This window comes from Bradyrhizobium sp. Ash2021 (genome assembly GCF_031202265.1).
In the GTDB taxonomy this organism is placed as follows: Bacteria; Pseudomonadota; Alphaproteobacteria; order Rhizobiales; family Xanthobacteraceae; genus Bradyrhizobium.
Map to the genome: position 1 here is coordinate 5,195,684 of NZ_CP100604.1, position 15,504 is coordinate 5,211,187.

The window sequence follows — 15,504 nt, forward strand, 5'->3', positions numbered from 1 at the left end:
CGTCAATGTCGCGATAGCTCTTGCTGCTCGCGCGAGAGGTTCAGGAACTGACGTTCCCGGAGCAAGGAGATCGAGGCATGACGAACTGGGATGGTCACGAGCGGATCAGGGAGATGGCTGCCGTCGGCGTCGCGGACCTGTGGGTTGACTGTGAAACCGTCTTCGGCAACGAGCCGCCAGCCGCCGCCATCTTTGGCCGCATCCTCGACAAGCTGACCAACACAGCCGCCGTCAAAGGATTGAGCGAAGCGGACCTTGTCCGCGAATTGGACTGCGCTCTGGTGTGGGCACGGCGGTGACCAGGTGAAGGTCCGAGGCCGGCACCGCCGGCGGCGGCAAGAGGTTCAGGAGGATAGACCGATGGACGATCGAACAGTGACTGACCAGGTGCGCGAGATGTTCACCGCCGAACAGGTGCTGGCGCTGATCCCGATCTCCAGAACGACGTTGTTCCGGCTGGAGCGGGACAAGCTGTTTCCCCAGGGTCAGGCGATCACGCCGCACCGCAAGCTGTGGTTCAAGGATGAAGTGATCGCGTGGCAGAAGGCCCTGCAGGACCCGTGTTCAGCGCTGGCGCAGGCAATGCGCGCGCGGGTGAAGGTGAAGAAGGCGTGAGCCGGTCCTGCTTTTCTCCACGTTTTTCGCGTCAGATTAGCCCACCGTTAGCCCGACGTACTCGACCAAAAATTAAATGCAGTGAAATCAATCAGTTGGAGGGCTTGACGTCATTGGTGCAGAGAATTCGCATCCGTCAAAACGCCCTTTATTTCGATTCGAAGCTGGTTTTTGCCTGAGAGCGCCGTCTTATCCCGCTCACGCGGCAGAGGCAAACTTGGCCAAAGATGCGTCTTATCGCTTGACCAGGACCCGCCAGGGACGCACGAACCTCGCGCTGCCGAGGAATTGCACGTGAAATTTCGGAGCCGCCGCTTTCGGCGGTTCGTCAGGTTGGCGCGCGAGCGGTTCAGGTGCATTGATTTGCGCGACCTTCGGGATCGCAGCGATCGGATCAACCGCCCGAGCTTTGGGCTCTTCGGATTGGAGAGCTTGTGCAGGCGGCGCAGCTGGCGCGACGACCGGCGCCGCAACGACCTTTTCTTCCGGCGGCGGCGCCGCTATTCCCGGCGATTGCGGGTAGCGCGCCCGCGCGATCGCCAGCCCCTTGTCGAAGTCCGCGGTGTTGAGCCATTCCTTGGCGTGCATGCTTTCGATCAGGCCATCGTCCCACAACCTGGCGGCCTCGATGTCGAAGAAGCCTTTCAGCTTCTGGTCGATGAGTTGCATCCCGTGGCCAGTGACAGCCCATTGCCTGCCGATCCAGTGGATGTCGCGATGCAACGCCATGTCATACTTTTGCTATTTGTCGTGCTCGATCAATTTGAGGCCACCCATGTAGGGTTGCAAGACGTCGGGCACGGCAATCGAGCCGTCCTGCTGCTGATAGGTTTCCATCACCGCGATCAGCGCGCGGCCGACCGCGGTACCGGAGCCGTTCAGCGTATGCACGAAACGCGGCTTGCCGTCCGGCCCGCGATAGCGCGCATCCATCCGCCGCGCCTGGAAATCGCCGCACACCGAGCAGCTTGAAATCTCGCGGTAGGCGCCGCCGTCACCCTGACTTGAGAATTGTCCTGGCATCCAGACCTCGATGTCGTAGGTTTTTTGTGCGGAAAAGCCCATGTCACCGGCGCACAGCGTCATCACGCGGTAATGCAGATCGAGTTGCCGCAGCACCTCCTCGGCGCAGGCCAGCATGCGTTCGTGCTCATCCTTGCTGGTCTCGGGCGTCGTGATCGAGACCAGTTCGACTTTTGTAAATTGATGCTGCCGGATCATGCCGCGGGTGTCGCGTCCCGCGGCGCCCGCCTCGGCGCGAAAGCACGGCGTCAGCGCGGTCAGCCGCATCGGCAGTTCTTTTTCATCGAGGATGGATTCACGAACCAGGTTGGTCAGCGACACTTCGGCGGTCGGAATGAGGCCGAGGCGTTCGCTTCTCAATAGCGCGCCATCGGCGGCGGCGAGCAATTCACCCTTGATGGCCCAGAACTGGTCATCCTCGAATTTCGGCAACTGCCCGGTCCCGAACATCACGGCGTCGCGCACCAAGAGCGGCGGATTGATTTCGGTGTAGCCGTGCTCGTTGGTATGCAGATCGAGCATGAACTGCCCGATCGCGCGCTCCAGCCGTGCCAGGCCTTTTTTCAGCACGACAAAGCGCGCGCCGGATAGTTTCGCGGCGGCTTCAAAGTCCATGTAGCCGAGCGCGCCACCGAGATCGTCATGCGGTTTTGGCGCAAAGCCGTATTCGCGCTTCTCGCCGAACACGTGACGCTGCACATTGCCGTGCTCGTCGACGCCATCGGGCACTTCGTCCAGCGGCAGATTGGGAATCGCGGCCAATTCCTTGGCCAATTCCTCGTCGGCCGTCTTTGCCGCCAGCTCGAGCTCCGGCATCGTGGTCTTGAGCTCGGCGACCTCGGCCATCAGTTTCGCGGCCCGCGCCTCATCCTTGGCCTTCTTGGCGTCGCCGATTTCCTTGGATGCGGAATTGCGCCGGGCCTGCGCCTGCTCGGAGGCCAGGATCGCCGCACGGCGCCGTTCATCGATCGCAAGCAGCGACGGCGACAGCGGCGCCAGTCCGCGCCGTTTCAGTCCGGCGTCGAAGGCTGTCGGGTTGTCGCGGATCGCTTTGATGTCGTGCATGGCGGGTCATTCCTGGGCAGTGCCGGCAAAGGCGCGCATCCAGTACCCCGAATAGGCCGGTTTTGGAACAGCGAAGGCGGCCCCTACTCCGCCGGATTGGCGGTCGGGGGGACCCCCTTGGCGGCCTGCGCAGCGGCGACCTTCTTTTCTACTATGCGCACGGCGATGATCGAGCCTTCATAGAGCGCCAGCAGGGGGATCGCGAGCGAGGCCTGGCTCAGCACGTCCGGCGGGGTCAGCACGGCCGCGATGATGAAGGCGACCACGATGAAATAGCGGCGCTTATCGCGCAGCTGCTTTGAGGTGATGATGCCGATCCGGCCCAACAGCGTCAGGATCACCGGCAGCTGGAACGCGATGCCGAAGGCGAAGATCAGCGACATCATCAGCGACAGGTATTCGCCGACCTTCGGCAACAACTGGATCTGCGCGGTCTCCGCACCGCCCACCTGCTGCATGCCGAGCGAGAACCGCACCAGCATCGGCAGCACCACGAAATAGACCAGCATCGATCCCAGCACGAAGAAAAATGGCGTCGCGATCAGGTAGGGCAGGAACGCGCCGCGCTCGTGCTTGTAGAGGCCGGGCGCCACGAATTTGTAGATCTGCGTCGCCACGATCGGGAAAGAAATGAAGCCGGCGCCGAACAGCGCGAGCTTCAACTGCGTCAGGAAATATTCAAGCAGCGCGGTGTAGATGAATTTCGAATTTTCAGCGCCGGCGATCCAGACGAACGGCCAGACCAGCACGTTGTAGATCTGCTTGGCAAAGAAGAAGCAGAAGATGAAGGCTACGCCGAAGCCGAGCAGTGCCTTGATCAGCCGCGAGCGCAGCTCGATCAGGTGATCCATGAGCGGCGCTTTGCTGGCCTCGATGTCCTCGGCGCTCATGACGCTTTGGCGTCCCTGAGCACGTCGGGCGCCGGCGGCGTGATGTCCTGCGGCGCAGCCTCGGGCAAGATTTCGCGGGTGATCGCCAGCGGTTCGGAGGCGGCCGCATGGGCCTCGGCCTCCGGCGACGTCGGCGCATCAATTGATGTCGCCGGCGCGTCGCTCGATGTCGCCGGCGCATCGTTTGGCGTCACGACCGGCTCGCCGATCGCGGAGGCCATTTGCGTGTCGACGGGCTTGTCGATATCGGCGATTTGCAGGGCGTCGCCGACGTCCTTTTGCAGCGAGGTCATGATATTGCCGCCGGTGAAGCCGGTGGCCGCTTCCTTGACCTCGTCAAAACTCTTCTTGAGGTCGGCCATTTCGGCCTCGCGCATCGCTTCCTGGAACTGGCCCTGAAATTCGGCGGCCATCTTGCGCGCCTTGCCCATCCATTGCCCGACCATGCGCAGCACGCCCGGCAGCTCTTTCGGGCCGATGGCGATCAGCGCGACAATCGCGATGACGATCAGTTCACCTCCACCGATATCGAACATGAATTTTTCCGCTCACGCGAGATGCCCGCGCCCCAATCCTTCTAGCAAGATTTGGCGCTATCAGCGGCTTTTCTCAACGGCGTCTGGATTAGACAGCCTTGCTGCCGACATCCGACCGCGCCGCCGAGGGCGCCGCGTTGTGGTCGATCGTCTTTACGGGCTCGGCAGGCTTTTCCGCCACCTTGTCGTCATCCTGCATGCCCTTCTTGAAAGCCTTGATGCCCTGCGCGACGTCGCCCATCAGATCCGAAATCTTGCCGCGGCCGAACAACAGCAGGACCACTGCGATCACGACGATCCAGTGCCAAATGCTAAGCGAACCCATCCTGCAACCCTCCAAACACGCGAGCCAGCGGCCCGGCTCAAGCTTTCCCGGAAGGTAGGCCCGCAGGCTGTCAAAAACAAGGACTTCAGCCGCGGCAAATCGCTGTCGCAGCTACGTAATATTGCTACCGTTAACCGGGAATATTGCGGCGACGGGGCTAGAGCCGGATCGGTTCTGACTGCATCAGAACCGATCCGGCTCCAGCTTTACGTTTTGACGCGTTTTCTTTACGCGAACCGGTGCCCACTTCGCTCGAAAACGCTCTAGGTTCCCTCGCCGCCCTCGGGCTCCGGGTCGGCGGCAGGCGCCAGCAGCAGTTCCAGATTATCGCCGATCTCCAGCGGATCCTCGTCCTCGCGCAACGCCACGTCGTCCGAGGGCGTGGGAACGCTGAAGCCGGAAGGCAACCGCGAATCCAGGAGTCCCGTTCCCTTCAGTTCCTCCAGCCCCGGGAGATCGCCGAGCGCCTCCAGGCTGAACTGCGACAGGAACGCTTCTGTCGTGCCGAAGGTGAGCGGACGGCCCGGGGTCTTGCGGCGGCCGCGGGGACGGATCCAGCCGGTCTCCAGCAACACGTCCAGCGTGCCCTTGGAGGTGATCACGCCACGGATTTCCTCGATCTCGGCGCGGGTCACCGGCTGATGATAGGCGATGATCGCAAGCACCTCGATCGCCGCGCGCGACAGCCGCCGCGTCTCAGTGCTCTCCCGCGTCATCAGCCACGACAAATCGCCGGCGGTGCGGAACGTCCATTTGTTGGCGACCCGAACCAGATTGACGCCACGCGAGGCGTATTCCGCCTGCAGCTGCGCCAATGCCACCTTGATATCGACACCATCGGGCATCCGCTTGGCCAGCGCCGCCTGATCGATCGGCTCGGCGGAGGCGAACAGCAGCGCTTCCAGGAGCCGCAACTCCTCGGGCCGCGCCTGCGCGTCGACGGGAGTTTCCTCGGCATCTTCCATGCGTTTTTCCGCCAGACTTGCCATGGCTAGGTCTCCTTGTTCCACTTACTCGACCGACAAATCCGGTGCGGACATCGCACCGGAGGCTTGCGGCTGACGCTTACGAAAATAGATCGGCGCGAACGCCTCTTTCTGGTTAATTTCCATCTCGCCTTCCCGCACCAGTTCAAGCGCTGCGGCAAAGCTCGAGGCAAACACGGTCGCCTTTTGCGTGGGATCGACGACGTAGTTGAGCAGGTATTCGTCGAGGCAGCTCCAGTCCTCGGCCATGCCGATGAGGCGCTCCAGCGACGCGCGGGCCTCCGCCAGTGACCACACCGTGCGCTTGGCCAGATGCACCGTTGCCAGCACGCGCTGCTGGCGCTGCGCGGCATAGGCGGTGAGCAGGTCGAACAGAGTCGCGGTGAATTTGGGATGACGGATTTCCGCGATCGATTCCGGATTGCCGCGCGGGAAGATATCGCGCTGGAACTGCGGCCGGTTCATCAGCCGGTTGGCGGCCTCGCGGATCGCCTCGAGCCGGCGCAGCCGGTTGGCCAAGGCCGTGGCCATTTCCTCCGCGCTCGGACCGTCCGGCGTGGCCGGTTCGGGAAGCAGCAGGCGGGATTTCAGGAACGCCAGCCAGGCCGCCATCACCAGATAGTCGGCCGCCAGCTCCAGACGAATCTTCCGTGCCGCCTCGATGAAGATCAAATACTGGTCGGCCAGCGCCAGGATCGAGATCTTGGCAAGATCGACCTTCTGCTGCCGCGCCAGCGTCAGCAGCAGATCGAGCGGACCCTCATAGCCCTCGACATCGACCACCAGCGCGGGCTCGCCATCTGCGATGTCGGTGGGCCGTCCGGTCTCAAACGATAGAATTTCCGCCGTCATGCCGTTCCTACCCGATCAATCAACGCGTCCAATTCAGCCTGTACCGCCCGCCGATCGAGCGGCAGCGGTCCCTTTCGCGAGGCCAGCGCCCGTTTGGCGCGCCGCAGCGGTTCACCCGCCAGTTCCGGCGTCTCGCGCGCGACGTCGCGCATTTCCTCGAGCTTGCCGTTGCAATGCAGGACCATGTCGCAACCGGCGCTGACGATGGCCCGGGTCCGCTCGGCGATCGTTCCCGCCAACGCGTTCATGGACACATCATCACTCATCAACAAACCTTGGAACCCGATCACGCCGCGAATCACTTGCCGGATGATTGTCGCAGAAGTCGTCGCCGGATGGGCGGGGTCTAACGCGCTAAACACAACATGTGCGGTCATCGCCATCGGCAGGTCCGCCAGCGGTTGGAAGGCGGCAAAATCGGTCCGTTCCAGCTCTTTCCTCGATGTATCCACCGTGGGCAGCCGATGGTGGCTGTCCGCCGTGGCCCTGCCGTGGCCGGGAATGTGCTTGAGCACCGGCAAAACGCCGCCCTGCTCCAGTCCTTCCGTGACCGCCCGCGCGATCGCCGCCACCTTGCCCGGCTCGGTTCCATAGGCCCGGTTCCCGATCACGGCGTCGCTGCCTTCGACCGGAACGTCCGCCAGCGGCAGGCAATCGACGGTGATGCCAAGCGCAATCAGGTCCGCGGCGATCAACCGGGAGCTGAGCCGGGCGGCCGTCAGGCCGAGCGCGGGGTCGGTATCGTACAGCGCGCCAAAGCTGGCTCCGGGCGGATAGACCGGCCAATGCGGCGGACCAAGCCGCTGCACCCGGCCGCCTTCCTGGTCGATCATGACCGGGGCATCCGCATCGCCAACCAAATCACGAAACTCAGCTACAAGATTAGATACTTGATTAGGCTTTTCAATGTTACGCTTGAATAGAATCAAGCCCCACGGCCGCTCCGCGCGGATGAATTCGCGCTCGGCGCGGCTCAGTTCCGTTGCGGATACGCCCGTGATGAATGCGCGGCTGCTCATGCGGCCGATTAGCCTCCGCGCAGCTCCGGGGTCAAGGAAACGGCCGTTAATTCCTTTGGACGACGCACTGTCCGCCGGCGGTTTTCAGGTTGCCGCAGAACTGGCTGGCTTCGTCCTGGGAGCCGAACGGACCGACCATCGCCCGGTAAAACACGCCCTTTTCTCCGAGGTCAGCCCGCTTGATCAAAGGCGACCGGGAGCCCAGCACAGCCGGGAACTTGCCCTGCAGCGCCCGGTACGAGGCGTGCGCGTCCGCCTCGTTCTTCTGCGAGGAGACTTGGACCACGTATCCGCCGCCGGCCGCAGGCGCGGCCTGCACGGGAGCGATATTGGCGACGCGGCCTGGGGCGGGTTCCGGCTGCTGTGCCCCCTGCGGCGACAATGACAGCGGCGTGTTGGCGCTCGCATTGGCCGACGAGGGATTGTGCGGGGCCGTCGTTCGGGCCGCTGGCGCCAGCTTGGCCGCAGCCGCTGGCGGGGCCGCCGCAACGGGCACCCCGCCATTCTCGGCCGGGTCGCCCTTGACGGACAGGGTCTTGATCTTGCGCGGCTCGCCGTTCGACAGCGTGCCGTTCGCGGCCGCTGCCGGCGGCGGCGCAGATGGCGCTACGCTGGCGACTGCCGGCGGATTGCCGTTCTGGTTCAACGCCGGATACGCGACGCGCATCCCGGACTTGGCGTTAACGTCGACCGGGGTTTCTTCTCGCGAAACGATCTTCTCGCCGCCATCGCCCGGCACCATGCGGTCGGGCGTTTTGCCGGCTCCGGCATCGGCGGGCGCCGGCATGACCTTGGTCGGACTATTGTCGGCCTTGATGATCGGCGGTTCCCCGGTACGCGGCGAACCCACATAGGTGCGATAGGCGAAGGCCGCCCCCGTCCCGACCACCGCCAGCGCCAGCACCGCGGCTACGGTTACGAGGCCACTGCTGCGCTTGCGCGGCTCAGGCTCTTCCTCATAGCCGCTCTCATAAGCGTAGGGATCGTCCGGATAGGCCGGATCGCGCTGAAAGTCCTGCTCGCCGGATTCGATCTGGCCGTACAGCGCGTCGTCATAGCGCGCCGGATCCGGCTGCGGCTCGGGATCGGCGTATTGCGGCGCCTCCTCCTGATAATCCTGCGCAGGCGCAGCGTGGTGCTGGGCCGCATAGCGATGCAAGGGATGCACTGGGCTCGGCTGATATTCGGGTTCCTCAGGCTCCGGCTCGGGCGCGACCGGACGGTTCGCGCGCTGCATCCAGGGCGGCGGGCCGGCGGGCCGGCCGTCATCTTCCTCCGCGGGAGGCTGGTATTGGGGCTGCACATTGGCCCGCGACTGCAGCGGATGCGGGGTCTTTGGGGCGGCGCCGAACGGATCGGTCTGGCCGATCAGCCGTGCCAGTTCGGCCAGCGGATCGCTCTCAGCCCGACCAAAATCGCGGTCGTCGTCTTCGCGGGTAGCAAAAGGTCGGTCCTGATATCGATCAGCCATCGTGATGATGCATCCCCTTCGGGGCAGCGCCAAACCGTTATGACAAACGAATTTGGCCCCTGCCAGATACCCTCACAAATCCCCATTTGTGACGGCCTTCGCCCCTGCCTACCGCATCTCGGTTGGAGCATGGACGCCGAGAACGGCTAAGCCCGATGCCAGAACCGAGACGACGCCCTGGACCATTGCCAATCGCGCCTTCGTGATTTCTGCATCATTGTTGATAATGAAGCGTAAATAGGGCAAATCGCGCCCCCTGGTCCAAAGCGCATGAAATTCGCTGGCCAAATCATACAGATAAAAAGCGATTCGGTGTGGCTCGTGTGCGACCGCCGCCGCCTCAACCATCCGGGGGTAGAGCGCCAGTAGCTTTAGCAGGCTGAGTTCCGTCGGATCGGTCAGCCGTTCCACCGCGGCGGTCCCGAGGTAGACCGCCCGGGCGGCGGCATCCTCCGGCAGGTCGGGGACCACCTCCCGGGCGTTTTTGAAGATTGAATGGCCGCGGGCGTGCCCGTACTGCACGTAGAACACCGCGTTGTCCTTGGACTGCTCGATCACCTTGGCGAGGTCGAAATCCAGCACCGCGTCGTTCTTGCGGAACAGCATCATGAAACGCACCGCGTCCGAGCCGACCTCGTCGACGACTTCGCGCAAGGTGACGAACTCGCCGGAGCGTTTCGACATTTTTACCGGCTCGCCGTCGCGCAGCAGCTTCACCAGTTGCACGATCTTGACATCCAGCGCGGCCCTGCCCGCGGTCACGGCCTTCACCGCCGCCTGCATGCGCTTGATGTAGCCGCCATGATCGGCGCCGAACACGTCGATCAGATTGGTGAAGCCGCGATCGAACTTGTTCTTGTGGTTGGCGATGTCGGAGGCGAAATAGGTGTAGGAGCCGTCGGACTTCATCAGCGGACGGTCGACGTCGTCGCCGTAGTTGGTCGCCCGGAACAGCGTCTGTTCGCGATCCTCGTAATCCTCGACCGGCCCGCCTTTCGGCGGCGGCAGGCGGCCTTCGTAGACGTCGCCTTTGGCGCGCAGGAAATCGATGGTCTCGGTGACCTTGTTGTTGCCGGTGTCGATCAGCGAGCGTTCCGAGAAGAACACATCATGCTTGATGTGGAGCGCGGCGAGATCGCCCTTGATCATCTCCATCATCATCGAAATGGCTGTGCTGCGAACGATCGGAAGCCAGGCGTTTTCCGGCATCGCTTTCAGCTTGTCGCCATATTCGGCGGCGAGCGCCTGCCCGACCGGAACCAGGTAGTCGCCGGGGTAGAGCCCCTCCGGAATCGCGCCGATATCCTCGCCGAGCGCCTCAAGGTAGCGCAGATAGGTCGATTGTCCGAGCACATCGACCTGCGCGCCGGCATCGTTGATGTAATATTCGCGGGTCACATCATAGCCCGCGAACTGGAGCAGGCTGCACAGCGCATCGCCGAACACCGCGCCCCGGCAATGGCCGACATGCATCGGCCCGGTCGGATTGGCCGAGACATATTCGACATTGACCTTCTCGGCCTTGCCGATCGCGCTTCGCCCGTACGCCTCGCCTTCCCGGACGACCGTGCGCAGCGCGTCCGCCCAGACCTGTGGCTTCAGCGTGAGATTGATGAAGCCGGGCCCGGCGACGTCGACGGAAGCGACCAGAGCGTCCGCGCGCAGCTTTTCGGCGATCTTCTCGGCCAGCTCGCGCGGTTTTGCCTTTGCCTCCTTGGCCAACACCATCGCGGCGTTGGTGGCCATGTCGCCATGGCTGGCATCGCGCGGCGGCTCGACCACGACGCGCGAAAAATCGATGCCGTCAGGCCAATTGCCCTCGGTCGCAAGTGCTGCGCAGATCGCGTGAACGCGCGCGAGCACATCGGCAAAAAGATGCGGAGAAGCGGGTTTGTCGGCCATTTGCTAAAGTCCTGGGCCGCCGCCTAACGCAAATCCGGGGTCGAGTCAAAAAGCCTTTGGTGCTCGATCAGCGCAAAACGGTCGGTCATCCCGGCGATGAAATTGCCGATCCGCCGCGCCCGCTCGGCTTCGGTCTCGCGCTCCGTGCCCTCGACCCATTCGGCCGGCAGATCGCCCGGCGATTGCTGATAGCGCGCGAACAGATCGAACAGGATCTGTTCCGCATCCCCCATCACCCGCATCACGCGGGCGTGGCGGTACATCCTGCGTTTCAGGAACGCCTTGATCTCGGCCTCCTCCTGCGCCACGTCAGGCGGAAACGCGATCAGCGGCTGGTTGTGATGGCGGACGTCGTGGGCCGATTGCGGTTTTGCCGCCTCCAGACGCCTGCCCGCCTCTGACATCACGGCCCCGATCAGATATGAAATCAGCTCGCGCACCAGTTCCGCGCCGCGCCGGATGTCGTGGAGACCAGGATAATGCTTGCCGATTTCCGCGATGATATCAGCGGTGAGCGGCATCACCTTGAGATCGTCGACCGCAAACAAACCGGCCCGCAGCCCGTCATCGATGTCGTGGGCGTCATAGGCGATATCATCGGCAAAGGCTGCGACCTGCGCCTCCAGCGAGGCGAAGCTCCAGAGCTCCAGATCGTATTTCCGGTTGAAATCGGAGATCCCGACCGGAATGCCGCTCTCGCCGTACCGTTCGGCCGGGTCCCCGCCCCGCCCGGTCAGCGGACCGTTGTGCTTGACGATGCCTTCCAGCGATTCCCAGGTCAAATTGAGCCCGTCGAATCCGGGATAGCGATGCTCCAGCGAGGTCACGACCCGGAGCGTCTGGGCGTTGTGATCGAAACCGCCATGGGCGTGCAGGCATTTGTCCAGCGCCCGCTCGCCGGCATGGCCGAACGGCGGATGGCCGAGGTCATGCGCCAGCGCCAGGGTTTCGGTCAAATCCTCGTCAAGGCCGAGTTGCCGGGCCAATGCGCGGGCGATCTGGGCCACTTCCAGCGAATGGGTCAGGCGAGTGCGGTAATGATCGCCCTCGTGGAACACGAAAACCTGGGTTTTGTGCTTCAAACGGCGAAACGCGGTGGAATGGATTACCCGGTCGCAATCCCGGCGGAACGGGCTGCGGGTCTTGCTCGGCGGCTCCGCGAACAGCCTGCCGCGGCTGCGGTCGGGGTCGCAGGCATAGGGAGCGCGAGGGGCTGCCATTCCGACCGACACTGTTTTTTAGTCCTTATCCATTTGATTCCGCTGCTCTCCGCACTTAACTATGTCGGGTGCGGGATACCAAATGAATTGGGTATGACGCCGGCACCCGGAGACTTGCCATGACCACTGCCATCACCGTTAGCGAGCGGGCTGCCCGCCGCATCGGCGAAATCCTGAAAGCCGAGGGCGAAGGCGCAAAGCTGCGCATCTCGGTCGAAGGCGGCGGGTGCTCCGGTTTCCAGTACAAATTCGATGTCGAGCACGCCCAGGCCGACGACGATCTGGTGATCGCCCGCGAGGGCGCCGTGGTGCTGGTCGATCCGGCCTCGGTGCCGTTCCTGGCAGGCTCGGAGGTTGATTTCGTCGACGACCTGATCGGCGCGTCGTTCCGGGTGGTCAATCCCAACGCCACCGCCTCCTGCGGCTGCGGCACCAGCTTTTCAATCTAAGACCCGCCTCAATCTGACCCCCACCGCTATTCCGCCGCGACCACGTGCGGCCGCTCGCCGCCGCTTTCCTCGAGCTGCGGTTCGAGCCGGCGCTTCAGGCGGCGGTCGATGCGGTCGAGATAGATGTAGATCACCGGCGTGATGAACAGCGTCAGCAATTGCGAGACGCAGAGGCCGCCGACGACGGCGATGCCGAGCGGCTGACGCAGTTCGGCGCCGGCCGGCGCCGATCGCGATCGGCAGCGTGCCGAAGATCGCCGCAAACGTCGTCATCATGATCGGGCGGAACCGAAGCAGCGCGGCCTCGCGGATCGCGTGCTCGGCGCTCAGGCCGACGCGACGGCGCTCCAGCGCGAAGTCGACCATCATGATGGCGTTCTTCTTGACGATGCCGACCAGCATCACGATGCCGATCATCGCGATCACCGACAGCTCCATGCCGAACAGCATCAGCGTCAGGATCGCGCCGATACCGGCCGACGGCAGCCCGGAGATGATGGTGATCGGATGGATGAAACTCTCGTAGAGAATGCCGAGGATGACGAATGCCGCGAATACGGCCGCCAGGATCAGCACGCCCTGCCCGCGCAATGAATCCTGGAACACCTGTGCGGTGCCGGAGAAGCCGGTGGCAATGGTCGCCGGCAGATTTGAATTCTGTTCGATCAGGGTAATCTGGTCGACCGCATAGCCCAGCGAATAACCCGGCGCGAGGTTGAACGAGATCGTCACCGCCGGCTGCTGCCCCTGGTGGTTGATCAGCAACGGCCCCACCGTCGGCACCATTTTCGCCACCGCGTCGAGCGGAATGGTCTGGTTGTTCGCGGTCTTCATATAGAGCTTGGAGAGGTCGGACGGATCAACGCGAAACTGCGGCTGCGCCTCCAGAATGATCTGATAATCGTTGGATGGCATGTAGATGGTGCCGACCTGTCGCGCGCCATAGGCGTTGTAGAGCTGGTTGCGAACCTGGTCCACGGTGATGCCATAGACCGCGGCCTTTTCGCGGTCGATGTCGACCGTCATCTGCGGGTTCTTGATGTAAAGGTCGGTGGTGACGTCGAGCAGGCCCGGCACCTTGGCGATCCTGTCGCGCATTTCAGGCGCCAGCCGATACAGCGATTCCGTATCGCCGCTCTGCAAGGTGTACTGGTACTGGCTCTTCGACGGCCGGCCGCCGATATTGAGGTTCTGGATGCTCTGGAAGAACGCCTGCATTCCGGGCACCTGGTTCGCCGTCCGGCGCAGGCGCGCCATCACCACCGTTGCCGAGTCCCGCTCTTTCCTTGGTTTGAGCGCGATGAACAGCCGGCCATTGTTGGTGGTCGCGTTGGGGCCGCCCGCACCTACCGTACTGTTGACGTATTCCACCGCCGGATCGCGGCTCAATATGTCGGCCAGCTCCTTCTGGCGGACCGCCATCGCCTCGTAAGAGGTATCCGTGGCCGCGTCGGTGGTGCCAAACAGAAAGCCGGTATCCTCCTGGGGAAAGAATCCCTTGGGCACCACGACGTAGAGCGCCACCGTGCCGGCCAGCGTCGCCAGCGTCACCACCAGCATCAACGCCTTGCGGGCAAGCACCCAGTCGAGCGCCCATTCGTAGCCGCGTAGCCAGGAATCGAACATCGCCTCGAAGAGTCGAAGCACCACATTCGGCTTTTTGGTCGCGTCATGTGCGTTCAGCACGCGCGCGCACAGCATCGGCGTCAGCGTCAGCGAAACAAAGCCGGAAACCACGATCGCGACCGCGATCGTGACGGCAAATTCGCGGAACACGCGCCCGACGATGCCCCCCATCAGCAGCACCGGAATGAACACTGCGATCAGCGAGAAGGTGATCGAAATGATGGTGAAGCCGATCTCGCGCGCGCCCTTGAGCGCCGCCTCATACGGCCGCATGCCGTGCTCGATATGGCGGACGATATTTTCCAGCATGACGATGGCGTCGTCGACCACGAATCCGACCGACAATGTCAGCGCCAGCAGCGTCATGTTGTTGATGGAGAAATCGAACGCGTACATGACGGCGAACGTGCCGCACAGCGAGATCGGCACCGCCAGCGCCGGAATGAAGGTTGCGGATGCCGAGCGCAGGAACAGGAAGATCACCATGATGACGAGACCGATGGCGATCAGCAGGGTCTCTTCGACGTCGCTCACGGACTGACGGATCGACACCGAGCGGTCCATCGCCACCTGGATGTTCACGGACGGCGGTATCTGCGCGCGCAGCGACGGCAATTTTGCCAGCACGCCATCGACGACCGCGACCGTGTTGGCGTCGGGCTGCTTGTAGATCGCCAGAACGATGGCGCGCGTGCCGTTGAACCAGGTGGCGATCTTGTCGTTCTCGACGCTGTCATAAACCTTTGCGATCTCGTCGAGCCGGACCGGCGAACCGTTGCGCCAGGCGACGATCACGTGCTTGTAGTCGGCCGCCTTGTCCATCTGGCCGGACGCCTGCAGCGCGACGTCCTGTTTTGGTCCATTCAAGGTACCGACCGGCGTCGACGAATTGGCGCGCGAGACCGCGGCGCGGACGTCTTCCAGCGAGATGCCGCGCGCCGCCGCGGCTTCCGGATCGGCCTGCACCCGGATCGCAAACTTCTGGCTGCCGAAGATGACGACCTGGGCGACGCCCTGTATTTGCGACAGCGCCTGCCCGATGGTGATGTCGCCATATTCGTTGACCGCCGACAACGGCAATGTGTCGGAAACCAGCGAGATGAACAGGATCGCGAAATCCGACGGATTGACCTTCCGGAAACTCGGCGGAATGACCATCTCGATCGGCAACCGCCGCTGCGCAATCGTCAGCGCGGTCTGCACATCGAGCGCCGCCGCGTCGATATTGCGATTGAGGTCGAACTGGATGACGATCGCGGTCGTGCCCTGCGACGAGGTCGAGGACATCGACGATATGCCTGCAATGGTCGAAAGCTGCCGCTCGATCGGACCGGCGACGGACGAGGCCATGGTGTCGGCGCTTGCGCCCGGCAGAGTCGCGGTTACCGCGATGGTGGGGAAATCGACTTTCGGGAGCGCGGAAACCGGCAGCAGCCGGAAGCCGAAGACACCGAACGCGATGATCGAAGCCGTCATCAGAACCGTCATGACCGGGCGACGGATACACAGCTCCGACAGCGTCATC

14 protein-coding genes and 1 pseudogene are annotated in these 15,504 nt (G+C 63.4%); 3 read left to right on the top strand and 12 right to left on the bottom strand.

Going from position 1 to position 15,504, the window contains the following annotated elements:
• Positions 1-77: 77 nt before the first annotated feature.
• Both NL528_RS24995 and NL528_RS25000 read left to right on the top strand, forming a co-directional pair.
• Entirely contained in the window at positions 78-299 is a 222-nt protein-coding gene (locus tag NL528_RS24995) for a hypothetical protein (RefSeq protein WP_309177112.1), read from the top strand.
• 61 nt (positions 300-360) lie between these two features.
• A complete protein-coding gene (locus NL528_RS25000; RefSeq protein WP_309177113.1) occupies positions 361-615 on the top strand; it encodes an AlpA family phage regulatory protein in 255 nt (84 codons plus the stop codon).
• A 234-nt stretch (positions 616-849) separates the two neighbouring features.
• On the opposite strand, the gene NL528_RS47210 is transcribed toward NL528_RS25000, so the two are convergent.
• The 11 genes from NL528_RS47210 to NL528_RS25055 all read right to left on the bottom strand — a co-directional run bounded on the left by NL528_RS47210 (position 850) and on the right by NL528_RS25055 (position 11,916).
• Complete coding sequence (locus tag NL528_RS47210) at positions 850-1,344, bottom strand: hypothetical protein (RefSeq protein WP_375143891.1); 495 nt, start codon at positions 1,342-1,344, stop codon at positions 850-852.
• A 12-nt stretch (positions 1,345-1,356) separates the two neighbouring features.
• Complete coding sequence (gene serS, locus NL528_RS25010; RefSeq protein WP_309177114.1) at positions 1,357-2,703, bottom strand: serine--tRNA ligase; 1,347 nt, start codon at positions 2,701-2,703, stop codon at positions 1,357-1,359.
• 83 nt (positions 2,704-2,786) lie between these two features.
• Positions 2,787-3,593: a twin-arginine translocase subunit TatC gene (tatC, locus tag NL528_RS25015; protein ID WP_309177116.1), complete on the bottom strand. Its 807-nt coding sequence runs from the start codon at positions 3,591-3,593 to the stop codon at positions 2,787-2,789.
• Entirely contained in the window at positions 3,590-4,129 is a 540-nt protein-coding gene (gene tatB, locus NL528_RS25020; protein WP_309177117.1) for a Sec-independent protein translocase protein TatB, read from the bottom strand. Before tatB ends, tatC begins: the two co-directional genes overlap by 4 nt.
• 88 nt (positions 4,130-4,217) lie before the next feature.
• Entirely contained in the window at positions 4,218-4,454 is a 237-nt protein-coding gene (locus tag NL528_RS25025; protein WP_074276623.1) for a twin-arginine translocase TatA/TatE family subunit, read from the bottom strand.
• 263 nt (positions 4,455-4,717) lie between these two features.
• Positions 4,718-5,443 (bottom strand): SMC-Scp complex subunit ScpB, encoded by a 726-nt coding sequence (gene scpB, locus NL528_RS25030; protein ID WP_309177118.1) that lies wholly within the window; start codon positions 5,441-5,443, stop codon positions 4,718-4,720.
• Between the two features lie 21 nt (positions 5,444-5,464).
• A complete protein-coding gene (locus NL528_RS25035; protein ID WP_309177119.1) occupies positions 5,465-6,292 on the bottom strand; it encodes a ScpA family protein in 828 nt (275 codons plus the stop codon).
• Positions 6,289-7,311: a beta-N-acetylhexosaminidase gene (gene nagZ / locus NL528_RS25040; protein WP_309177120.1), complete on the bottom strand. Its 1,023-nt coding sequence runs from the start codon at positions 7,309-7,311 to the stop codon at positions 6,289-6,291. The genes NL528_RS25035 and nagZ overlap by 4 nt, the downstream gene beginning before the upstream one ends.
• Positions 7,312-7,357: 46 nt before the next feature.
• Positions 7,358-8,782, bottom strand: a complete 1,425-nt coding sequence (locus NL528_RS25045) for an SPOR domain-containing protein (protein WP_309177121.1) — start codon at positions 8,780-8,782, stop codon at positions 7,358-7,360.
• Between the two features lie 108 nt (positions 8,783-8,890).
• A complete protein-coding gene (gene argS, locus NL528_RS25050; RefSeq protein ID WP_309177122.1) occupies positions 8,891-10,684 on the bottom strand; it encodes an arginine--tRNA ligase in 1,794 nt (597 codons plus the stop codon).
• Between the two features lie 23 nt (positions 10,685-10,707).
• Entirely contained in the window at positions 10,708-11,916 is a 1,209-nt protein-coding gene (locus NL528_RS25055; protein WP_309177123.1) for a deoxyguanosinetriphosphate triphosphohydrolase, read from the bottom strand.
• A 107-nt stretch (positions 11,917-12,023) separates the two neighbouring features.
• On the opposite strand from NL528_RS25055, the gene erpA reads away from it, so the two are divergent.
• The gene (gene erpA / locus NL528_RS25060) at positions 12,024-12,353 is read left to right on the top strand and encodes an iron-sulfur cluster insertion protein ErpA (RefSeq protein WP_074276616.1); all 330 of its coding nucleotides are present in this window, start codon (positions 12,024-12,026) and stop codon (positions 12,351-12,353) included.
• A gap of 26 nt (positions 12,354-12,379) precedes the next feature.
• On the opposite strand, the pseudogene NL528_RS25065 reads toward erpA, so the two are convergent.
• A pseudogene (locus tag NL528_RS25065) lies at positions 12,380-15,503 on the bottom strand (efflux RND transporter permease subunit).
• Position 15,504: the final 1 nt, after the last annotated feature.